We start from the raw sequence: 22121 nt of genomic DNA, 5'->3' as shown, positions 1-22121 counted from the left end.
CTGCGCAGTCCTTCTCGTGCCGTGTCGCGGGAGCGGGCGCGGCCGGCTCAGCGCTTGTAGTTGGGGGCCTCGACGGTCATGGAGATGTCGTGCGGGTGCGACTCCTTGAGCCCGGCGGAGGTGATCCGCACGAAGCGGCCCTTGTGCTTGAGCTCGTCGATCGAGCGCGCGCCGGTGTAGAACATCGTCTGGCGCAGGCCGCCCTCGAGCTGGTGGACGACCGACGACAGCGGGCCGCGGTAGGGCACCTGCCCCTCGATGCCCTCGGGGATCAGCTTCTCGTCCGAGCCGACGTCGGCCTGGAAGTAGCGGTCCTTGGAGAACGACGTGGCCCCCGCGCGGGTCTGCATGGCGCCCAGGGAGCCCATGCCGCGGTAGGCCTTGAACTGCTTGCCGTTGATGAAGATCAGATCGCCCGGGGACTCGTCCGTGCCGGCCAGCAGGGAGCCGACCATCACCGAGTCGGCCCCGGCGACCATGGCCTTGCCGATCTCGCCGGAGTGCTGGAGGCCGCCGTCGGCGATCAGCGGCACGCCGGCGGGGATCGCGGCCTGGGCGGACTCGTTGATCGCGGTGATCTGCGGGACGCCCACGCCGGCGATCACGCGGGTCGTGCAGATCGACCCCGGGCCCACGCCGACCTTGATGCCGTCGGCCCCGGCGTCGATCAGGGCCTGGGCGCCGGCGCGGGTGGCCGCCTGGCCGCCGATGACGTCCACGTGGGCGGCCGAGGGCTCCTTCTTGAGCCGGGCGATCATGTCCAGGACGCCCTGCGAATGGCCGTTGGCGGTGTCGATGAACAGCGCGTCGACCCCGGCCTCGACCAGGGCCATGGCCCGCTCCCAGCCGTCGCCGAAGAAGCCGACCGCCGCGCCCACGCGCAGGCGGCCCTCGTCGTCCTTCGTGGCCCGCGGGTACTGCTCGGCCTTGGTGAAGTCCTTGATGGTGATGAGCCCGGCGAGCGCGCCGTCGTCGTCCACGAGCGGCAGCTTCTCGAGCTTGTTGGAGGCCAGCAGCTTGAAGGCCTCGTCCTTGGGCATCCCGACGCGGCCCGTGACCAGCGGCATGCGGGTCATGATCTCGCCCACCGTGCGGGTGTCGAACTCGGACTCCGGCAGGTAGCGGGTGTCGCGGTTCGTGATGATGCCGACCAGCCGGGTGCCGTCCTCGACCACCGGCAGGCCGGAGACCTTGTAGTAGCCGCACAGCCGGTCGAGCTCGCGCAGGGTCGCCTCCGGGCCGATGGTCACGGGATCGGTGATCATGCCCGACTCGCTGCGCTTGACCAGGTCCACGTTCTCGGCCTGATCGGCGATCGAGAGGTTGCGGTGCATCACGCCCATCCCGCCCAGGCGCGCCATCTGGATCGCCATCTTGGCGGTCGTGACGGTGTCCATGGCCGCGGAGATGATCGGGGTCTCGAGCTCGATCCGCCGCGACAGGCGGGTCCGCGTGGAGGCGTCCGACGGGATGACGTCGGTGCTGCCCGGAAGGAGCAGGACGTCGTCGTAGGTGAGGCCGGTGAATCCGAACGGATCCTCGGACAGCGCGGTCGGGACAGGGGCTTCGGGCACGGGGAGGGCCTTTCGATCGGCGGCACGTCGGGCGGCGCGCAGGCTGCCCGATCGGTGCGCGGTGCGGATTCGGGAGACAGTCTAGGACGCCGCTGCGACGAGCCCGACCCGCCTCGTGCTCGTGCGGGCCGGGCTGCCGGCGGGCCGTCGGGTCACTGCGGCTGCGGCGGCGCCGGGAGCTGCTCGACCGCGGCCCCGTCGGCGGCCAGCGCCCCCTGCATCCGCTCGGCGAACGTCCAGGCCAGGGACCGGGAGTACGGGATCGACAGGTGCCCGGTGTCCCACTGGACGTACATGTTGCCGATGACCGGCGGGCAGACCCCGTCCGGGCATAACTGGTCCGTCATGTCCATCTCCGCGTAGAGCGGCAGCTCGTCGGCCAGCGGCTGCATCGGATCGGGCTGCCCGAGCATCGGGTGCGTCCGCTGGCACTGCGGGGCATCCGGGTCGCCGGCGTCCATGGCGCACTCGGGCTGGGGCCGGTCGAAGCGCGGGACGTCGCGCACGCCCAGGACCCGGTAGCCCTCGTCGGTCACCTGGCGCACCCGCTGCTCGTAGTCCGGCTTGTAGAACTCGCCGTGCTGGTTCGTGAACGTCGACTGGGTGACGATCAGATCCGGGTCGAGCTGGTGCACGAGAGGCATGGACCCGTCCAGCCAGGGCTCGCAGTCCCCCTGGAGCTGATCCTCGGGGGTCGTCCAGTAGCAGCCGGGCTTGATGTAGCTGACCACGCGCCAGTCGTTCGCCTCCGCCACCGGGCGCATGGCCTCGAGCCAGTGCTCGGCGTGCGAGTTGCCGATCAGCAGGACGGTCTGCGAGGGGTCCTCGGCGGGCACCGAGTCCCGGCACCACTCCTGGGACTCGGCCGGGATGTCCCATTCCGCCGGGCAGGCCGCGCCGCGGTCCGGCGCCTGATCGTCGAGCTGGGCCGGCAGCGGGACCGGCTCGGCGTCGGGGTCCGGCGCCGTCCGGACGTCGTCGCGCAGCGCGAGCGCGCCGGGGTTCGACGCCGTGGGCCCGTCCGGGGCCGCCGCGACGTCGGAGCGGATGCTCTGCTGCCAGGCGAGCACGGGGGCCAGGCCGACCACGAGGCACACGACGATGGCCCCGGCCAGGCGCGGCTTGGTGGCCTCGGGCCAGGTCCAGCTCTTGAGCGGCTTCTCCACGAGCCTGGTGGCCAGGATCGCCAGCACGAGCGAGATGACGATCAGCACGACGCCGGAGCGGGGCCCGGCCTCGGGGCGGTCGCGCACGATCAGGTAGGTGATCAGCAGCGGCCAGTGCACCAGGTACAGCGCATAGGAGGCGTCCCCCAGCTTGACCAGGGGGCGGGAGGAGAAGATCCGGTCGAGCCCGAACCGGGAGCCCGACTGCCCGGCCACCATGATCGCCGCCGCCGAGAGCAGCGGCCACAGGGCGATCCAGCCGGGGAACGCGCCCTGCACGTCCACGAGCAGCCCCACGAGGATCATCGAGACGAAGCCGGCCCACCCGAGGACCACGCGGCTCCACCGGGGCAGGCTGATGTACGGCAGCGCCAGGGCCAGCAGCGACCCCAGCGCGAACTCCCACAGCCGGGTCCGGGTGTCGAAGTACGCGAACTCCTGCTGCGCGGCCGTCGTGACGACCGAGAAGGCCAGCGAGGCCGCGAAGATCGCCGAGAAGAGCACGGCCAGCACGGGCACGGGCCGCAGCCGGGAGCGCCCCCGGCACAGCAGCCAGGTCAGCCCGAAGATCAGCGGCCACAGCAGGAAGACCTGGCCCTGCACCGACAGCGACCAGAAGTGCTGGAACGGGCTGGCCGTCGACCGGTCGGCGGCGTAGTAGTCGACCGAGGAGAAGGCCAGCGCCCAGTTCTCGGTGTAGGTCAGCGTGGCGACCGCCTGCGAGAGGGTCTCCTCGATGCGGTAGGGCGGGAAGAACACCGCCACCAGCACGAGCGTGCCCAGGACCGTGAGCACGGCCAGCGGCAGCAGCCGCTTGAAGGTGTGCAGCCAGTAGCGCCCCAGCCGCAGCGGGCGGCCCCCCTCGAGCTTGCGCACGAAGGACAGCGTCATGAAGAACGCGGAGATCAGCAGGAAGATGTCCACGCCGCCGGAGACCCGCCCGAGGAAGACGTGGTACAGCACGACCATGAGCACGGCGACGGCGCGCAGGCCCTGGATCTCGGGGCGGAATCCCGAATAGCGGGCCACCCGCTCCCGGCGCCGGGTCTCCTCCGGGGTCTCCTGGCGATCCGGTCCGTCCGGACGAGCCGCCGCGGCCGATGCCGTGGTCGAGCCGCTGAGGGCGTCGCCGGATGCCTGCTGATCAGCCATGGTCTCCTCGGTGCTGCGGAGGCTCCGCGTCGCGTGCGGAGGTCCCGCCGCACGCGGCAGGGCCTCGGGGGAAGGTCGGCCTGAAACTTACCAGCGAACCAGGGGCGCCAGCGGGTGATCCGCCCGCGATCCCCTCCGGCCGGTGCGCGCCTGCCCTGCGAGGCCCCCGCGGAACGAGGCCGGGAGACGATCCCCTGGGACGAGCCCGGTCCCCGTCGCGGCTGCGACGGGGACCGGGCTGGATGCGGGGGCTCCGCTCAGGGGCCGTGCGGCCCGCCGGGTCTCAGTGCTCGTGCGAGTCCTCGTCCTCGGGCTTGTCCGTGACGAGGGTCTCGGTCGTGAGCACGAGCGCGGCGATCGAGGCCGCGTTCTGCAGCGCCGAGCGGGTGACCTTGACCGGGTCGATGATGCCGGCCGCGATCAGGTCGGTGTACTCGTCGGCCTTGGCGTCGTAGCCGTGGCCCGTCTCGAGCTGCTCGACGCGGGAGACGACCACCCAGCCGTCCTGGCCGGCGTTCTGCGCGATCCAGCGCAGCGGCTGGCGCAGGGCGCGGCCGACGATGTCCGCGGCCACCGCGGCATCGCCGTCGAGCTCGCCCTTGACGTCCTCGATCGCGGCGGAGGCGTGGACCAGGGCGGAGCCGCCGCCGGCGACGATGCCCTGCTCGAGGGCGGCGCGGGTCGAGGAGACGGCGTCCTCGATGCGGTGCTTGCGCTCCTTGGCCTCGACCTCGGTCGCGGCGCCGACCTTGATGACGGACACGCCGCCGGCCAGGCGCGCCAGGCGCTCCTGCAGCTTCTCGCGGTCCCACTCGGAGTCGGTGCGCTCGACCTGGCTGCGGATGTGCTCCACGCGGTCGGAGATGGCCTCGTTCGTGCCGCCGCCGTCGATGATCGTGGTCTCGTTCTTGGTGACCGTGACCGTGCGGGCGGAGCCGAGCTGCTCGACCGTGACCTGGTCCAGGGAGATGCCCAGCTCGGAGGTGACCACGGTGCCGCCGGTCAGCACCGCCAGGTCCTCCATGATCGCCTTGCGGCGGTCGCCGAAGCCCGGGGCCTTGAGCGCGACGACGTCCAGGGTGCCGCGCAGCTTGTTGACGACCAGCGTGGACAGGGCCTCGCCCTCGACGTCCTCGGCGATGATCGTCAGCGGCTTCTTGGTCTGCACGACCTTCTCGAGCACCGGCATGAGCTCCTGCGCCGAGGAGATCTTGCCCTGGTAGAGCAGGATCAGGCCGTCGGTCATGACGGCCTCCTGGCGCTCCGCGTCCTTGACGAACGACGGGGACAGGTAGCCCTTGTCGAACTGCATGCCCTCGGTGACCTCGAGCTCGATCTCCGTCGAGGAGCCGTCCTCGATGGTGATGACGCCGTCCTTGCCGACGACCTCGAAGGCGCGCGAGATGAGCTCGCCGATCTCCTCGGACTGCGAGGAGATCGCGGCGACCTTGGCGACCTCGTCGCCGGAGACCTCGCGGGCGTCCTGGAGCAGGCGCTCGGCCACCGCCTCCACGGCGACCTCGATGCCCTTCTTGATCTGACCCGGGGCCGCGCCGGCGGCCACGTTGCGCAGCCCCTCCTCGACGAGGGCCTGGGCGAGCACGGTCGCGGTGGTCGTGCCGTCGCCGGCGACGTCGTTGGTCTTGGTCGCGACCTCCTTGGCGAGCTGGGCGCCGAGGTTCTGGTAGGCGTCGTCGAGCTCGACCTCGCGGGCGATCGTCACGCCGTCGTTGGTGATGACGGGGGCGCCCCACTTCTTGTCCAGGACCACGTTGCGGCCGCGGGGGCCGAGGGTGACCTTGACGGTGTCGGCCAGGCGGTCGACACCCTCCTTCAACTGGTTGCGTGCGTCTTCGCGGAAGAGCAGCTGCTTGGCCATGAGCCGGTTCTCCATTCTGAGAGCGGCGAGCGCGCGCCCGCCGGGATGTCGTGGACGGGCGGTCGACGAGAAGAGGGCGCCTGCCGGGTGCGCCCGCGCTGCCGCGGGGCACACGGCAGGCGCCCTCCCTCGGACCGCCTGAAGCGTTCAGGGGGTCGTCGGGGTCACTTCTCGACGACGGCCAGCACGTCGCGCGCCGGCAGGACGAGGTACTCCTCGCCGTTGTACTTGACCTCGGTGCCGCCGTACTTGGAGAAGATCACGAGATCGCCCTCCTGGACGTCCACCGGGATGCGGTTGCCGGAGTCGTCCACGCGGCCCGGGCCCACGGCCATGACCTTGCCCTCCTGGGGCTTCTCCTTGGCGGTGTCCGGGATGACCAGGCCGGAGGCGGTGGTCTGCTCGGCCTCGACGACCTGGACGACGATGCGGTCTTCAAGCGGCTTGATGGAGATCGACACGATGTCTCCTTCTCTCATGGATTCGAAAAGTGGTGCTGAGCTGTCACGGCGACCCGCCGGGGCGCTGCTCCTCGCTCCGGCGCCGCAGCGCCGCGAGGACCCCGATGCCGGAGCGCCAGAGGATCTGCCAACCGTCGTCGCGGTGCCGATCGGCCCGAATCCTTTAGCAACCCCCTGTCGAGAGTGCTAACGCCACCCTAGATTCAGCCTGGCAGTCGGTCAAGGCGAGTGCCAGATCCGCACCCCGCGCCCCGACGCGCGGCGCAGGACGGGGAGAGCGCCCGCCCCCTGCCGGTCGCGGACCCCACCGGCGACGCAGGAACACCTGGCAACCCGGCGTGAGATCCCTCGGAATCCCGTATAAGGTAAACCTCACCTTGCTGAGGCGAGGGTCACTTTCCGCTCGCACCGCGCCCCGACCAGAGGATGCCCCATGCCCCTTCCCTCCCGCCGCTCCGGCGCCGCACTGACCGTCCTCCCCCTGGCTCTGATGCTGAGCCTCTCCGCCTGCGGCGCCCCCTCCGGGGAGCAGTCGCAGGAGGCCTCCGGGGAGAGCGTCGAGGTCGAGGACAACCACGGCACCCAGACCGTCCCCTCCCCGCCGCAGAGCGTCGTCTCGACCGACAACCGCACCTTCGAGTCGCTGTGCGACTGGGGCGTGGAGCTCTCGGCAGCGCCCAAGCCGCTGATCCCCGACACGATCGACTGCTTCCAGGGCGAGGAGGTCGTCGACATCGGCAACCACCGCGAGCCGGACCTCGAGGCGGTCGCCGGGGTGCAGCCGGACCTGCTCATCAACGGCCAGCGCTTCGGCGACTTCTACGGCGACTTCGAGGAGCTCGTCCCGGACGCCGCCCTGGTCGAGCTGGAGCCGCGCGAGGGCGAGGACTTCTTCGAGGAGCTCAAGCGCGAGAACACCGCCCTGGGCTCGATCTTCCAGAAGGAGTCCGAGGCCGAGGAGCTCAACGCCGGTCTCGACGACGCCGCCCAGCGCGTGAGCGACTCCTATCAGGAGGGCGACACCGTCATGGCCGTGAACGTCTCCGGCGGCGAGATCGGCTATCTCGCCCCGGGGGTTGGCCGCACCTTCGGACCGATGTTCGACGAGTTCGGCTTCGAGCCCGCCCTCGAGGTCGAGGGCGCCTCCGAGGACCACCGCGGCGACGACATCTCGGTCGAGGCGATCGCCGAGGCCGATCCCGACTGGATCCTGGTCCTGGACCGCGACGCCGGGGTGAGCACTGAGCAGGACTCGCCCCCGGCCCAGGAGATCATCGAGGGCTCCGAGGCGCTCCAGGACGTGACGGCCGTCCAGGAGGGCAGCGTCTACTACGCCCCCGCGGACACCTACTCGAACGAGGGGATCCAGGCCTACACCGAGATCTTCGACGGCCTGGCCGATGCCTTCGAGGGGAGCCAGGGCTGAGACGAGCGACACCGATGACCGAAGCCCGATCCGGCGCCACGGCGGTCCGCACCCGCAGCAGCTCGCTGGCCGCCGCGTTCCTCGACTGGAAGCTCTGGCTCGCCGCGCTCGGCGTGGCGGCCCTGCTGGTCGCCTCCCTGCTCACGGGGGTCTACGACCTCGGCGAGGAGGGCGGGTCGGAGATCCTCGGCATCACGCGCGTGCCGCGCACGATCGCCCTCGTGCTGGCGGGCGCGGCCATGGCGATGTCCGGGCTCGTGATGCAGCTGCTGACGCAGAACCGCTTCGTGGAGCCCACGACCACGGGCACGACCGAGTGGGCCGGGCTGGGGCTGCTGGCGGTCATGATCCTGTTCCCCGGCGCCTCGCTGCTGTCCCGGATGCTCGGGGCCATCGTCTTCGCATTCATCGGGACGATGGTCTTCTTCCTGTTCCTGCGCCGGGTCTCGCTGCGCTCGTCGCTGATCGTGCCCATCGTGGGCATCATGCTCGGCGCGGTCGTCGGCTCGGTCTCGACCTTCGTGGCCCTGCAGACCGACATGCTGCAGAGCCTCGGCGTCTGGTTCGCCGGCAGCTTCACCTCGGTGCTGCGCGGGCAGTACGAGGTGCTGTGGATCGTGGCGGCCGTCGTCCTCGCGGTCTTCGTGGTGGCGGACCGCCTGACGGCCGCGGGGCTGGGCGAGGACATCGCCACGAGCATCGGGCTGGACTACGACCGGATCATCCTCTTCGGCACGATCCTCATCGCGATCGCCACCGGCGTGGTGACCGTGGTGGTCGGCAACCTGCCGTTCCTGGGGCTGATCGTCCCGAACATCGTGTCGATGGTGCGCGGCGACGACCTGCGCTCGAACCTGCCCTGGGTGTGCCTTCTGGGGATCGCGATCGTCACGGTGTGCGACCTGCTCGGGCGCACCCTGATCATGCCCTTCGAGATCCCGGTCTCGGTGATCCTGGGCATCGTGGGCGCCGCCGTGTTCGTGGCCATCCTGCTGCGTCAGCGCAAGAGCTCGTGAAGGGGGACGCCGTCATGACCAGGACCGTGGACGAGACCTCCGTGGACCGCTCCCGCCCGGCCCCGCAGCCCGGGGCCTCGAGCGCGGGGGCCTTCGCGACCCCTGCGGCGCGGCGCCGCTACCTGATCGTGCTGACGGTGCTCATCGCGCTGTCCGCGCTCTTCGCGATCGGACTGCTGGCGTGGGACAACCCGCTGCCCTTCGGGTCGGCGGGCTTCTGGCGCGTGGCCGAGCTGCGGGTCGGCAGCGTGGTCGTGATGGCCCTCGTGGCCTTCTGCCAGGCCATGGCCACCGTCAGCTTCCAGACGGTCACGAACAACCGGATCATCACCCCGTCCATCATGGGCTTCGAGTCGCTCTACGTGGCGATCCAGACGAGCGTGGTCTACTTCGCCGGCGCGGCCGGGCTCATGGCCTTCGCCGGGATCCCGCAGTTCCTGGTCCAGGTCGGGCTCATGGTCGTGCTGGCCACCCTGCTCTACACGTGGCTGCTGTCCGGGCGCCGCGGGAGCATGCACGTCATGCTGCTCGTCGGCATCATCATCGGCGGCGGGCTCGGCTCGGTGGCCACGTTCATGCAGCGGCTGCTCAGCCCCAGCGAGTTCGACGTGCTCAACGCCCGGCTCTTCGGCTCCGTGACCAATGCCGACGACGCCCTCCTGCCGGTCGCGGTCCCGCTGTGCCTGGCCGCCGGCATCGCGCTGTGGCTGTCCTCCCGCCGCCTCAACGTGGTGGCCCTGGGCGCCGACGTCGCGAACAACCTCGGTCTGAACCACCGGGGCGAGACCATCCGGGTGCTGTTCCTCATCTCGATCCTGATGGCCGTCTCGACCGCCCTGGTCGGGCCGATGACCTTCCTGGGGTTCCTGGTCGCCACGCTCGCCTATCAGTTCGCGGACACCTACGACCACCGGAGGATCTTCCCGATCGCCGCGCTGACGGGATTCGTCGTCCTGTCGGGGGCGTACTTCGTGATGAACCACGTCTTCTACGCCCAGGGCGTCGTCTCGATCCTCATCGAGATGGTCGGCGGGTCCGTGTTCCTCTACGTCATCCTGCGAAAGGGGCGGCTGTGATCACCCTGACCGATGTCCGCAAGGACTACACCGACGACGTCCGGATCGGGCCCGTGGACCTGGAGATCCCCACCGGGGGCATGACGGCGCTCGTGGGCCCCAACGGCGCGGGCAAGTCCACCCTGCTGACCATGATCGGGCGGCTGCTCTCCCTGGACGAGGGCGTGATCCGCGTGGCCGGCATGGACGTCTCCACGACCCGGTCGAAGGACCTGGCCCGGATCCTGTCGATCCTGCGCCAGGAGAACCACTACGTCACGCGCCTGACGGTGCGCCAGCTCGTGGGCTTCGGCCGCTTCCCGTACTCGGGCGGGCGGCTCGACCGGCACGACGAGGAGATCATCACCCGGTACCTCGAGTTCCTGCACCTGATCGAGCTGCAGAACCGCTACCTGGACGAGCTCTCCGGCGGCCAGCGCCAGCGCGCCTACGTGGCCATGGTGCTGGCGCAGGAGACCGATCACGTCCTGCTCGACGAGCCGCTGAACAACCTCGACATGAAGCACTCGGTGCAGATGATGCGCTTCCTGCGCGACGCCTGCCGCGAGCTCGGCCGCACGATCATCATCGTGCTGCACGACATCAACTTCGCCGGCCACTACGCCGACCACATCTGCGCCGTGAAGGACGGACGGATCGCTCGCTTCGGCACGCCCGAGGAGATCCTGACCGACGAGGTGCTCACCGATGTCTTCGACACCCCGATCACCGTCATCGACGGCCCGAACGGCCGGCTGGCCTCCTGCTACTGAGCGCACGCCGCCGGGCGGGACGCCGCGGCCGCGGCGCTGCCGGGCTCGCGCGGGCGCGTCGGCCCCGGCCGGACGGCTAGGGTCGCAGTCGTGTCCGATTCCCCCGCTCCCGTCGATCCCCTGGCCCGTCTGCTGACCCCGGAGGGGATGCGCCTGCTGGACTCGCTGGGCGACTACCGCGAGGATCAGGCGCTGCAGCGCATCACGAGCCTCCGGGCCGAGGGCTTCGACCCCGAGCTGATCTCCGCCGCCATGACGCAGGCCCGCCTGCGCACCGCGGCCGCCGGAAAGTTCGGCGAGTTCGCCCGGCACATGCTCTTCACGCAGGACGGCCTCGAGCAGGCCACCCGGCTCACGGTCTCGGCGGTGCATGCCGAGCGCTTCGCAGACGCCGGTCTGACCCGGGTGGCCGATCTCGGCTGCGGCATCGGCGCGGATTCCCTGACGCTGGCCTCGGCCGGGCTCGACGTCACCGCCGTGGAGCTCGACGAGACCACGGCTGCCGTGGCCACCGTCAATCTCACCCCGTTCCCGAACGCCCTCGTGCTCCAGTCCGATGTGCGGCACCTGGACCTCGACGCCCTCCCCGGCGGGCGCCCGGACGCCCTCTGGCTGGACCCGGCCCGCCGCGACTCCTCGGCGGGCCCGAAGCGGCTCTTCGATCCCGAGGCCTTCTCCCCTCCCCTGTCCTTCGTCGAGCGGCTCGCCGCCTCCGGGATCCCGATCGGCGTGAAGATGGGCCCTGGGCTGCCGCACGACGCGGTTCCCGAGGGCTGCGAGGCGCAGTGGATCTCGCACCGCCGCGACGTGGTCGAGGTCGTCCTGTGGTTCGGCGCCCTCGCGCGCCCGGGCGTCCGCCGGGCCGCGCTCGTGATGGGCGACGACGGCCACCACGAGCTCGTCTCGTCGACGCCGTTCCCCGATCCGGCCGAGGACCCGACGGCGCCGCGGGCCGGGGCCGAGCCCGCCGCCGGGGACCCGGACGAGCGGATCGAGCCCGTCGCCCCCGGCGATCTGCTCTGGGAGCCCGACGGCGCCGTGATCCGCGCCGGGCTGGTCCGGGATCTCGCCGATCGCCTCGGCGCCCATCCGGTCCACCCGCGCATCGCGTACGTGACGCGGAAGGACGACGGCACCGGCCGGCGGGACCCGGCGACGCCGTTCGCCCGCTGCTATCGGGTGCGCGAGGTGCTGCCGCACACCGCCAAGGTCCTGAAGTCCTGGGTGAAGCAGCATCGCGTGGGGACGCTGGAGATCAAGAAGCGCGGCACCGACGTGACCCCCGAGCAGCTGCGCCGGCAGCTCAGGCCGTCGGGCCCGAACCGCGCCACCCTGATCGTCACCCGGCTGCGGGAGACGGATGACCGCGGCCGCACCGGCGAGCGCCGAGCGGTCCTGGTGGTCGAGCCGCTGGGCTGAGCCGCGCCTGCAGCGCGGCGAGAGGCCGCCTCAGCCCTCGAAGCGCGAGGCGAGCTCCCGATGCGCTCCGGGATCCGAGGGCTCGACGGGCGCGGACTCGGCCTGCGCGGCGCCGGCCATCTGCATCGCGACGACTCGGGCCGCGGCCTCGTCGAGGCGCTGCTGCGGGATCGCCCCGGACTCGACCGCCTGCACGATGTCCCGGTGGGCGGCCTCCTCGTCCTCGGGCATCAGCAGCAGATCGGCGCCCGCCTGCAGGGCGGCGCCGGCCGGGGTGCCCACGCCCCGGTCGACGGGCCGGCCGGGGCCGACAGCGTCCGTGACCGCCCCCATGTTCAGCGCGTCCGTGACCGCCGCGCCCTCGAAGCCGAGATCCTCGCGCAGGGCCTCGTAGGCCTGCGGCTCGAGGGTCGCCGGGACCTCGGCGTCCCACGCGCTGACGGCGATGTGCCCCATCATGATCGACGGCGCCCCGGCATCGACGACGTCCCGGAACGGGGCCCAGTCGACCTCGGCCAGCTGCTCGGGCTCCGTCTCCTGGACCGGAAGCCCGACGTGGGAATCGGTCGTGACGGAGCCGTGGCCGGGGAAGTGCTTGGGCGAGGAGACGACGCCCGCGTCCGAGAGCCCCAGGACCGCGGCGGCGGCATGCTCGCCGACCTCGGCCGGATCGTCGCTGTAGGCGCGGTCCCGGATCACGGCGTCTCCGGGGGTCGTCACGTCCGCCACGGGCGCGTGATCCATCGTGAACCCCAGCCCCGCGAGCTCGGAGCCCAGCGCCGCGGAGGCCTCCCGCGTCAGCTCGGGATCATCGGCCGCGCCGATCGCCTGGGCCGCCGGCCACACCGTCAGCGGAGCGCCCAGCCGGGTCACGGTCCCGCCCTCCTGATCGACCGAGATGATCCCCGGCCAGGACCGCTCGTCATCGGCCAGGGCCTCGGACATCCGCTCGTTCTGCGAGCGCATGGCCTCGACGTCCACGTCCGAGGCGCCCCCGCCGGCGCCGGCCTCCTGCGTGGTGCCCTGTCCCGTGGCGGTGGGGATGTTCGACCCCATGACGATCACCCCGCCCAGGTGCAGCTCGTCGATCTGCTCGACCTGGGCGTCGACGGCCGCGGGATCGGCGCCGTCCCACGTCGCCACGAGCACCTGCCCGGCCTTCTCCTCGACGCTCATCCCGGACACGGCCCGCTCGGCCTCGGCGCGCGTCTGCTCGTCCGGCAGCATCGGGCTCGTCCCCTCGGGGGTCGACGGGGCCGCGCTCTCGTCGTCGGGCCCGGCAGAGGATGCGGATCCGTCCTCGGCGCTCCCGGAGGTCCCGGCGTCGCCGTCGGCCCCTCCGCCGGTCCCGCACCCCGACAGCCCCACGGCGGCCGCCAGGGCCAGACCGAGGACCGCACCGGGGCGCCGCGGCCGCAGCCCCGCACCGCCGCGCCTCCGGTCCCGCGGCGCGCGGGCGGGGCCGCGCGGCGGCGCGGGTTCGGCGGCGAGGCGGGCTGCGGAGGCGGAGGGATCATGACGCGGCATGCCGTCCAGGGTAGCGATCCCTGCTCCCCGGGCCCCGCGCTGTTCTACAGTGGGGTCCGCTCGCAAGCCGCCGAGCGGATCCGTGGTCTCCCGCAGCGAGGTGCCGTGAACATCGAATTCAGCAGTTCCCCGCAGTCGACCCTGGGCGTCGAGTGGGAGGTCGCCCTGGTCGATGCGCAGACCGGGGCCCTGGTGCCGCGGGCCGAGGAGATCCTGGCGGCCGTGCACCGCGCCGATCCCGAGCTCGGGACGGACGGCGACCACCCGATCGTCACCGGCGAGTTCCTCAGCAACACCGTCGAGATGGTCACGGGCGTGTGCCGCACCGTCGAGGAGGCCCTGGCCCAGTTCGAGCAGCTGCTCGAGAAGATCCGCAGGGTGACCGACCCCATGGGCGTGGAGATCCACCCGGCCGGGACCCACCCGTTCTCGCGCTGGCAGGACCAGGCGGTGGTCGAGAAGGACCGGTACTTCACGGTCCTGGACCGCGCGCAGTACTGGGGCCGGCAGATGGTCGTCTTCGGGATGCACGTGCACATCGGCGTCGACGCGCAGGACAAGGCCCTCCCCGTGCTGGATCACCTGCTCGCGCACTACGCGCACCTGCTCGCCCTGTCGGCCAACTCCCCCTATTGGAACGGCTTCGACACCGGCTACGCCTCGCACCGCGCCCAGCTCTTCCAGCAGCTGCCCACGGCCGGCATCCCGGACTCCTTCCGGAACTGGGCCGAGTTCGAGCACTGCGTCTCCGATCTGCTGGCCACCGGCGTGATCGACGACATCAGCGAGTACCGCCTCGATGTGCGCCCCGTTCCCAAGTACGGCACCGTCGAGATGCGCTTCTGCGACTCCCCGACGTCGACGAGGGACCTCGGCGCGATCGTCGCGCTGACGCAGTGCCTGGCCGAGGAGGCCTCCCGCATGATCGACGCCGGCCGCCAGGTCGAGCAGATGCGCCCGTGGCTCATCCGCGAGAACAAGTGGCGCGCCGCCCGCTACGGCCTCGAGGCCATCATCATCCGGAACAACTCCCTCGAGGAGCTGCTCGTGACCGATGATCTGGCGGCCATGCTCGAGCGGCTCCAGCCCATCGCGGCCGATCTGGGCTGCGTCGAGCAGCTCGCCGACGTGGCCCGGATCGTGGCCGAGGGCACCGGCTCCACGCGCCAGCGCGAGGCCGTGGCCGCCCACGACGGCGACCTGCGGGCCGCAGCTCTGGACGTCGTCCAGCGGGCCCGGCGGAACTGACCCGGCCCTCGTCGGGGCGGTTCAGCCGACCGGGGCGACGCCGGCCATGGACACGGTGGACACCGGCAGCCCCGGATCCGCGGTGAACTCCAGCCCGGTGGGCACGGCCCCCACCGAGACCAGGCGCGAGCCCAGGGCCGCGACCATGGCGCCGTTGTCGGTGCACAGGCTCAGCGGCGGGACCACCAGGCGGATGCCGTCCTGCTCGCAGCGCTGGGCGGCCAGTTCGCGCAGGCGCGAGTTCGCGGCCACTCCCCCGCCCAGCAGCAGGGTGCTCAGCCCGTGCTCGCGCGCGGCGAGCACGGCCTTGGCGGTGATCACGTCGGCCACGGACTCCTGGAACGAGGCGGCGATGTCGGCCACCGGGACCTCGCGGCCCTCCGCCTCGAAGGCCTCGACCACGCGGGCGACGGCCGTCTTGAGCCCCGAGAACGAGAAGTCGTAGCGGTGCGGCCCCGGGTCCTCTGCCGTGCCCATGTACTTCCCCGCGGTGAGCCCCCGCGGGAAGCGCAGGGCCTGGGGGTCGCCGTCGCGGGCCGCGGCGTCGATGACCGGGCCGCCGGGATAGCCCAGGCCCAGCAGACGGGCGACCTTGTCATAGGCCTCCCCGGCGGCATCGTCGATGGTCGAGCCGAGCATGGTCACATCGCCGGCGATCTCGCGCACCGACAGGATCTCCGTGTGCCCGCCCGAGACCAGCAGCGCGCCCAGGCCGGGGACCAGGGCGCCGTCGTCGGCGACCAGGTCGGAAGGAGTCCCGTCGAGCTCGAGCAGCCCCACCGAGACGTGGGAGACCAGGTGGTTCACGGCATGCAGCGGCTTGCCCGCGGCCAGGGCGAGCGCCTTGGCCGCGGCGACGCCCACCATGAGCGCCCCGGCCAGGCCGGGCCCGGCCGTCACGGCGATCGCATCGAGGTCCTCGAGGGACACATCGGCAGTGCTCAGGGCCTGCCGGATCGTCGGGGTCATGGCCTCGAGGTGGGCGCGGGCGGCGATCTCCGGGATCACCCCGCCGAACACCGCGTGCTGGTCCATCGAGGAGGCCACGGCATTCGCCAGCAGCCGCCGGCCGCGCACGATGCCCACGCCGGTCTCGTCGCAGGAGGTCTCGATGCCCAGGACCAGGGGGCCGTCGTTCGTGGTCATCGCGGGTCCTCCCGGGAGTCGTCGTGCGCCGCGGCGCGGGTGTCCATGTGGCTGGTCAGATCGGTCGTGCTCGGCGGGCGCGGCGGGCCGGTGTCGGCGGGGCCCAGCGGCGCGCGCATGATCACGGCGGTCTCCCCGTCCGGGTAGTAGCGGGGCCGCTGGGCGATCTCCCGGTACCCGAAGCGGCGGTACAGGGACTGCGCCGTCTCGTTGGACTCCCGCACCTCGAGCAGGATCTCGTGCGCCCCGCGATCGGCAGCGATCCCGTGCAGGGCGCGCAGCAGGCTCGAGCCGAGGCCCTGCCCGCGCAGCTGCGGGACCACCGCGATGTTCTGCACGTCGGCGGTCTCCGCCACGGCCATGACCCCGGCGTAGCCGACGATCCGCTCGCCGTCGGGCCGCGTCGGCTGCTCGGCCACCAGGTAGCGGCGGGTCTCGTGGGCGATCTCGGCGGCGAGCATGTGCTCGGACCACGCATCCCCGGGGAACAGCGCGAGCTCCAGGCGATGCAGCTCGGGGACGTCGCCGATCCGGGCGGGGCGGATGCTCCACGCCCGCGAGGAGGCGCCGGTCTGCGCGGCGCTCATGCCCCGGCCCGCTTCCGCGGCCCCGGCACCTTGGCATCGGACTCGCGCAGGTACAGCGGCTCGACGTCCGCGGAGAGCTCGCCCCCGGCGGCCAGCAGGTCCGCCGCGGCCATGCCGAGGGACTGCGCGCTCGGCTGCCACTGCGACGGCGCCTCCCAGGGGCCCCCCGGGACCGGCCGGGTCACGGCCAGCGGCAGCTGCTCGGCGTAGAGGCCGGCACCGCGGCCGTACACGGGCAGCTCGGGCAGCTCCCGGGCGGGACCCACATGGGGGCCGTCCACCAGCACGGGAGTCTCCCCCAGCGGCAGGCGGCACACGGCCCAGTACACCTCTCGGCGGCGGGCGTCGACGGCCACCGCGAACGCGGACGGCCGCTGCTCCTGGGGCAGGGCGGCGACGTCATGGGCCAGGGCGGCCAGGCTGGTCATGCCGCGGACGGGCAGGGACCACGCGAAGCCGAGCACGCGGGCGGTGACCAGCCCGGCGCGCAGGCCCGTGAACGGCCCGGGCCCGGTGCCCACCAGGACGGCGTCCAGGTCCTCCGGGCCGGCGCCCGCCTCGGCCAGGACCTCCCGCACCGCCGGGGCGAGGACCTCCGCGTGCGTGCGGGTGTCCTCGGTGGACGAGCTCGACAGCACCCGGCCGCGGCCGGATCCGGGGACGTCGGTCGAGGGGTCGTCGGCGGGGCGCCACCGGGTCTCGTCGGCGGTCGCGACGAGCGCCACGGAGGCGGCGGAGGATGAGTCGAGGCACAGCAGGAGCACCGGGCCATTCTAGGCCGCCGCCGGTGCCGGGCGACGGCGGGCGGCTCAGCCGCCCAGGTAGGCCAGGGCGGCGGCCAGGTGCGCCTTGGTGCCGACCTCCAGGGTCGGGTCGATGTCCGGGTGGAAGAACGGCGAGTGGTTCGGCGCGACCTGATCGGCGGGGTCGTCGCTGTGCGCGGCCCGCTCCAGGCGCTCGCGGGAGACGCCGCCGATCGTCCAGTAGGCGTACGGGACGCCGAAGGCCTCGGGCACCACGCTGAAGTCCTCGGAGGCGGTCTGCGGGGTCTGCTCGAACACGGCTTCGCCGAACTGCTCCCGGAGGGCCTCGGTGACCACAGCGTTCGCGTCCTCGTCGTTGTCCGTGAGCGGATACTGGTCGTAGAAGCGCAGCTCCGGCTCCTGCGGGCAGCTGGCCGCCTCGCACTCCCCGCGCACGATCCGCTCGATCGCCTCGATCATCCGCGAGCGCACGTCCTCGTCGTACGTGCGCAGGTTGAGCAGCAGCGTGGCCGCGGCGGGGATGATGTTGGACGTGGAGCCGGCCTGGATCGAGCCCACGGTCAGGACCGCGAACGACGACGGCGGGATCTCGCGCGAGACGACGGTCTGCAGGCGCATCACGATCGTGGACGCCAGGACCACCGGATCCACGCTCAGGTGCGGCATCGAGCCGTGGGCGCCGGAGCCGTGCAGGGTGATCTCGATGGAGTCCCCCGCCGAGAGGATGGGCCCGGGCCGGGTGCCGACGGTCCCGGCCTCGTGCGCCATGACGTGCTGGCCCAGCACCACCTCGGGGGCCGGCACCTTCTCGGCCAGGCCGTCGTCGACCATGGCCCGAGCCCCGGCCGCGATCTCCTCGCCGGGCTGGAAGAGCGCGACGAACGTGCCCGACCACGCGTCCCGGTGCGCCGCCAGGGCTGCGGCCGCACCCAGCAGCGCCGCAGCGTGCATGTCGTGGCCGCACGCGTGCATGAGGGGCACCGTGCGCCCCTCGTCGTCGGTCGTCGTGGCGGTCGAGGCGTAGTCCAGCCCCGTCTTCTCCTCGACCGGCAGGGCGTCGATGTCCGCGCGGTTCATCACCACGGGGCCGTCGCCGTTGTCCAGGACGCCCACCACGCCCGTGCCCCCGATCTGCTGGACGCTGAAGCCGAGGTCCTGCAGCCGCGTGGAGAGGATCTCGCTCGTGCGGGTCTCCCGCATGGACAGCTCGGGGTTCCGGTGCAGGTCGCGGTAGACCTCCCGCTGCCACTCGAGCTGTCCCTCGACGGCGTCGAAGACGGCGCTGCGATCACTCATGGGGTCCTCCTGGCGGCACGGTGTGCGGCGCGGCTCCCGCCTGCGGGCGGGAGCGCTCTGGTCGCCTCCGACGATACTGCCGCATCATCGCGGCGCGGCGTCGTCCCGGGTCGGCGCGGAGGCCACGGCGGCCGGCGGCTCGGCCCAGCGGGGGCCGATGCCCCGCAGCCGCAGCGTCCGCGGCGCGTCGCCGGGCTCCTCGAGACGGTCCTCGGCCGGGCGGGCCCGGGCCTCGGTCTCCGCGCTGGGCGGCAGTTCGCCGGCCTCCCCAGCCGCACCCGCGCCGAGCGCGTCCTCCCCGTCGACCCCGTCGTCTCCGGCGCCGAACTCCGCCAGCACATCCGCCAGGGACCGGTCGCCGCCCTGCGGCCGCTCGATGCCGATCTCCAGCCGGGACGGGCTCAGGTGCTCGACCTTGCCGCGGCCCCACTCGATCACCGTGACCCAGTCGGGGAGGGTCTCCTCGAGATCGATGTCCTCGACCTGCGCGGCGCCGGCCAGGCGGTAGGCGTCCACGTGGACGAGCCCGGGCCCGCCGGGCCGGGGCCCCGACGGATCGTTGGGATGGCGACGGGCCAGCACGAACGTCGGCGAGATGATGCCCTCGACGATTCCGAGACCGCGGCCCAGCCCCTGGGTGAACGTGGTCTTCCCGGCGCCGAGCTCCCCGTCGAGCAGCACCAGGTCGCCCGCGCGCAGCTGCGCTCCCAGCCGCTCGGCCAGCTCGCGGGTCTGCTCGGCCGTCTCCGCGCGCACCGTGCGCTCCCAGCGCACGTCGCCGGCCTCGGGCGCCTCAGTCATGGCGGTCGCCCCCGGCCTCCTGCGCCTGCGCCGCGGCCCGCTCCTGGGCGACCCGCTCGAGGGCCAGGTCGGACCGGGTGTCGACGTGCACCCGCGGCACGCGCTGCGAGATCCGGGTGACGATCTCGTAGTCGATCGTCCCGGCGGCATCGGACCAGGCGCGCACCGACGGCGCGCCCACGCCGCCGAACAGGACGGCCTCGGCGCCCAGCAGGGCGCTCATGTCCTCCGTCGTGCCCAGGTCCACGACCATCTGATCCATCGCGATGCGCCCGACGACCGGGTAGGTCCTGCCCGCGATCGCCACGGGGCCGCCGGTCGCGACGCGGGGCACGCCGTCGCCGTAGCCCACCGGGATCAGCGCCAGGGTGGTCGCCGTCTCCGTGCGGTAGCTCAGCCCGTAGGACACGCCCTGGCCCGCCGGCACCCGCTTGATGTTGGCCACGGACGTGCGCAAGGTCATCGCCGGCAGCAGGCCCAGCTCGGCCGCGCTGCGGTCGGCGAACGGCGAGACGCCGTAGATCCCGATGCCCGTGCGCACGAGGTCTGCCCGCACGGTCTGCGGATCGGCCAGCGTCCCCGGCTCGCCCAGCGAGAACGTGGCCGGCGTGTTGGCCAGGTGCAGCAGCCGGGGCGAGAGCCCCGCCGCCCGGGCCGTGCGCACGGCATCCGCGAAGGCCTGGGCCTGCTCGTCCGTCTCCGGGCGCTGCGGCTCGTCGGCGACCGCCAGGTGCGTGAAGATCCCGTCGACGCGCAGGACCCCGTCCTGCTCGAGCCCGCCCGCCGCCTCGACGACCCGCGGCCACTGGGACAGCGCAAAGCCGTTGCGCCCCAGCCCGGTGTCGACCTTGAGATGCACGCGCGCGCGGCGTCCCAGACACCGTGCGGTCTCGGCGATCTCGAACAGCTCGGTGCCGGAGACGCCCAGCGAGACGTCCTGGCGCAGCGCCGCCTCGAAATCGGTGTCCGCGGTGTGCAGCCAGGCCAGGATCGGGGCGCGGATGCCTGCCTCGCGCAGCTCGAGGGCCTCGCGCACATGCGCCACGCCCAGGCCGTGGGCCCCGGCCGCCAGCGCCGCGCGAGCCACCGGCACAGCGCCGTGCCCGTAGGCGTCGGCCTTGACCACGGCCATCAGCAGCGCCGGGTGGGCCAGCTCCGCGAGGCGGCGCACGTTGTGGCGGACGGCCGCGAGATCGACGACGGCGCTGCGCTCGGGCTGCGCCCCCGCACGGCGGACGGTGCTCGGGCCGAACTCGGCGGCCGGGTCTGGGGTCTGGGGATCGGGGCTCACCCGAGCCATTGTGGCACCGCCGCCCGGCGGCCGCGGCGGGCCTAGAGTGATCCCGTGCCCACCCCACCCGTCCGCGACCACGACCGAGCACCCGCCGACGACGCCGCTGCGGGGCCGGAGGCCGAGCTGCGGATCGCGATGCTCTGCCTGCACACCTCTCCGCTGCGTCAGCCCGGACAGGGCGATGCCGGCGGCATGAACGTCCATGTCCGGCAGCTGGCCGCCCATCTGGCCCGGCAGGGCCTGGCAGTGGACCTGGTCACGCTGTGGCGCGATGCCGAGCACCGGGGCGAGCCGCGGCCGGAGGCGGCCGTGACGGTACAGGACGTCGACGGGCAGCCGGGCCTGCGCCTGGTGACGGTCACGCTGCCCGGGGCCGCCGCCGCCTCCAAGGACGGGCTCCCGCGGCATCTTCCCGGCATCGTGCAGGCCCTGCGCGATGCCGGCGCCGACCTGCTCCCCCGCCCCCATGTGCTCCACGGGCACTACTGGCTCTCCGGGGAGGTCGGGCGGGAGCTGGCTCGGCTCTGGGACCTGCCGCTCGTGCTGAGCCTGCACACGAGCGCGCGGGGCAAGAACGTCCTGGCCGCCCCCGGGGAGGCGCTCGAGCCGGAGATCCGCGAGCGCGCCGAGCAGCGCCTGATCGACGAGGCCGCCGTGCTGGTGGTCAACACGGCCGCCGAGGGCGAGCAGATGAGGCAGCTCTACGGGGCGGATCCCGCACGGCTGCGCGTGATCGCCCCCGGCGTGGACCTGGACGTCTTCCACCCAGGTGCCGCTGCCGTGGCCGGCGGCGACGGCGACGGTGCCGACGCCGGCGACGGCGACGGCCGCGCCGCGGCGACGGCGGCCCCGGTGATCGGCTTCGCGGGGCGGCTGCAGCCGCTCAAGGGCCCGCAGATCCTCCTCGACGCCCTCGGCCTGCTGGCCGAGCCCTCGCACGAAGCCCAGTCCCCGGGCGGAGCGCATCGCCCGCACCGAGCGCGGCCCTCCGGTCGCGGGCAGCGTCCCCAGGACCCCGGGAGCGCGCCGGCTCAGCCGGGGCCGCTGCGTCCGCGGCTGCGGATCGCCGGGGTCGGCGATGCTGCCTTCTCGGCCGCCCTGCATGACCGGGCCAGGAGGCTGGGGATCGAGCACCAGGTCGACTGGCTCGGCTCCCTGCCCGTCCACGACCTCGCGCAGCGCATGCGCGAAGCGGACGTGTGGGCGGTCCCGTCGTCGTCGGAGACGTTCGGTCTCGTGGCGCTGGAGGCCCAGGCCTGCGGGACGCCCGTGCTGGCCTCCCGCGTGGGCGGGCTGCCCGCGGCCGTCGAGGACGGGTGCACCGGCTGGCTCGTCCATCCCCGGACCCCGCAGGCCTGGGCCCGGGCTCTGCGCGACGTGCTGACGGACCCGGCGGAGCTGGCGCGCCGCGGCGAGGCCGCCGCCGACCGCGCCCGCGGCTTCTCCTGGTCCGCGACGGCCCGGGCCCATGCGGACGACGTCTACGCCCCTCTGCGCTCCCGCGGCCGCTGAGGACAGCGCGGCGCGCCACGGGCCG

At 73.0% G+C, this 22121-nt stretch carries 18 protein-coding genes; 7 read left to right on the top strand and 11 right to left on the bottom strand.

Translation table 11 applies throughout. From position 1 onward, the window contains the following. Positions 1–47: 47 nt before the first annotated feature. The 4 genes from guaB to groES all read right to left on the bottom strand — a co-directional run bounded on the left by guaB (position 48) and on the right by groES (position 6232). Positions 48–1574, bottom strand: a complete 1527-nt coding sequence (gene guaB / locus FSY66_RS03955; protein WP_144791466.1) for an IMP dehydrogenase — start codon at positions 1572–1574, stop codon at positions 48–50. A 152-nt stretch (positions 1575–1726) separates the two neighbouring features. Next, complete coding sequence (locus FSY66_RS03950) at positions 1727–3892, bottom strand: acyltransferase family protein (protein ID WP_144791464.1); 2166 nt, start codon at positions 3890–3892, stop codon at positions 1727–1729. A 283-nt stretch (positions 3893–4175) separates the two neighbouring features. Beyond that, a complete protein-coding gene (gene groL / locus FSY66_RS03945; RefSeq protein WP_144791462.1) occupies positions 4176–5771 on the bottom strand; it encodes a chaperonin GroEL in 1596 nt (531 codons plus the stop codon). Positions 5772–5935: 164 nt separating this feature from the next. Then, complete coding sequence (groES, locus tag FSY66_RS03940; RefSeq protein ID WP_144791460.1) at positions 5936–6232, bottom strand: co-chaperone GroES; 297 nt, start codon at positions 6230–6232, stop codon at positions 5936–5938. A gap of 433 nt (positions 6233–6665) precedes the next feature. On the opposite strand from groES, the gene FSY66_RS03935 reads away from it, so the two are divergent. From FSY66_RS03935 to FSY66_RS03915, 5 genes are all read left to right on the top strand, one after another. Beyond that, positions 6666–7658, top strand: coding sequence for a siderophore ABC transporter substrate-binding protein (locus FSY66_RS03935; protein ID WP_144791458.1), 993 nt, complete (start codon positions 6666–6668; stop codon positions 7656–7658). A 14-nt stretch (positions 7659–7672) separates the two neighbouring features. Next, the gene (locus tag FSY66_RS03930; RefSeq protein WP_144791456.1) at positions 7673–8674 is read left to right on the top strand and encodes an ABC transporter permease; all 1002 of its coding nucleotides are present in this window, start codon (positions 7673–7675) and stop codon (positions 8672–8674) included. 14 nt (positions 8675–8688) lie between these two features. Continuing rightward, positions 8689–9750, top strand: coding sequence for an iron chelate uptake ABC transporter family permease subunit (locus tag FSY66_RS03925; protein ID WP_144791454.1), 1062 nt, complete (start codon positions 8689–8691; stop codon positions 9748–9750). Further along, positions 9747–10502 carry an iron ABC transporter ATP-binding protein gene (locus FSY66_RS03920; RefSeq protein ID WP_144791450.1) on the top strand — a complete coding sequence of 252 codons (756 nt, stop codon included), beginning with the start codon at positions 9747–9749 and terminating at the stop codon, positions 10500–10502. The genes FSY66_RS03925 and FSY66_RS03920 overlap by 4 nt, the downstream gene beginning before the upstream one ends. Before the next feature lie 147 nt (positions 10503–10649). Further along, positions 10650–11921, top strand: coding sequence for a class I SAM-dependent methyltransferase (locus FSY66_RS03915; protein WP_144791595.1), 1272 nt, complete (start codon positions 10650–10652; stop codon positions 11919–11921). Between the two features lie 30 nt (positions 11922–11951). On the opposite strand, the gene FSY66_RS03910 is transcribed toward FSY66_RS03915, so the two are convergent. After that, on the bottom strand, positions 11952–13448 hold the full coding sequence (locus FSY66_RS03910) for a glycoside hydrolase family 3 protein (protein WP_144791448.1): 1497 nt from the start codon (positions 13446–13448) through the stop codon (positions 11952–11954). A gap of 105 nt (positions 13449–13553) precedes the next feature. Here FSY66_RS03910 and FSY66_RS03905 point away from each other — a divergent pair, with 105 nt between their 5' ends. Continuing rightward, positions 13554–14696 carry a glutamate--cysteine ligase gene (locus tag FSY66_RS03905; RefSeq protein WP_186304385.1) on the top strand — a complete coding sequence of 381 codons (1143 nt, stop codon included), beginning with the start codon at positions 13554–13556 and terminating at the stop codon, positions 14694–14696. A 21-nt stretch (positions 14697–14717) separates the two neighbouring features. On the opposite strand, the gene tsaD is transcribed toward FSY66_RS03905, so the two are convergent. The 6 genes from tsaD to alr form a co-directional block, all read right to left on the bottom strand. Further along, a complete protein-coding gene (gene tsaD / locus FSY66_RS03900) occupies positions 14718–15842 on the bottom strand; it encodes a tRNA (adenosine(37)-N6)-threonylcarbamoyltransferase complex transferase subunit TsaD (RefSeq protein ID WP_144791444.1) in 1125 nt (374 codons plus the stop codon). Next, positions 15839–16429 carry a ribosomal protein S18-alanine N-acetyltransferase gene (gene rimI, locus FSY66_RS03895; RefSeq protein ID WP_144791442.1) on the bottom strand — a complete coding sequence of 197 codons (591 nt, stop codon included), beginning with the start codon at positions 16427–16429 and terminating at the stop codon, positions 15839–15841. The genes tsaD and rimI overlap by 4 nt, the downstream gene beginning before the upstream one ends. Next, complete coding sequence (gene tsaB, locus FSY66_RS03890; protein ID WP_144791440.1) at positions 16426–17193, bottom strand: tRNA (adenosine(37)-N6)-threonylcarbamoyltransferase complex dimerization subunit type 1 TsaB; 768 nt, start codon at positions 17191–17193, stop codon at positions 16426–16428. The genes rimI and tsaB overlap by 4 nt, the downstream gene beginning before the upstream one ends. A gap of 45 nt (positions 17194–17238) precedes the next feature. Beyond that, the gene (locus tag FSY66_RS03885) at positions 17239–18489 is read right to left on the bottom strand and encodes an amidohydrolase (RefSeq protein WP_144791438.1); all 1251 of its coding nucleotides are present in this window, start codon (positions 18487–18489) and stop codon (positions 17239–17241) included. An 84-nt stretch (positions 18490–18573) separates the two neighbouring features. After that, a complete protein-coding gene (tsaE, locus tag FSY66_RS03880; protein ID WP_144791436.1) occupies positions 18574–19290 on the bottom strand; it encodes a tRNA (adenosine(37)-N6)-threonylcarbamoyltransferase complex ATPase subunit type 1 TsaE in 717 nt (238 codons plus the stop codon). Then, entirely contained in the window at positions 19283–20590 is a 1308-nt protein-coding gene (gene alr, locus FSY66_RS03875; protein ID WP_144791434.1) for an alanine racemase, read from the bottom strand. Before alr ends, tsaE begins: the two co-directional genes overlap by 8 nt. A 45-nt stretch (positions 20591–20635) precedes the next feature. Between alr and FSY66_RS12800 the strand changes: the two genes are divergently transcribed. Beyond that, positions 20636–22096 (top strand): glycosyltransferase, encoded by a 1461-nt coding sequence (locus FSY66_RS12800; RefSeq protein ID WP_144791432.1) that lies wholly within the window; start codon positions 20636–20638, stop codon positions 22094–22096. Positions 22097–22121 lie beyond the last annotated feature (25 nt).

Source organism: Kocuria palustris (assembly GCF_007666205.1).
GTDB lineage: Bacteria > Actinomycetota > Actinomycetes > Actinomycetales > Micrococcaceae > Kocuria > Kocuria palustris_A.
Note: the sequence above shows the minus strand (reverse complement) of the source record. Positions and strands in the feature narration are given on the sequence as shown.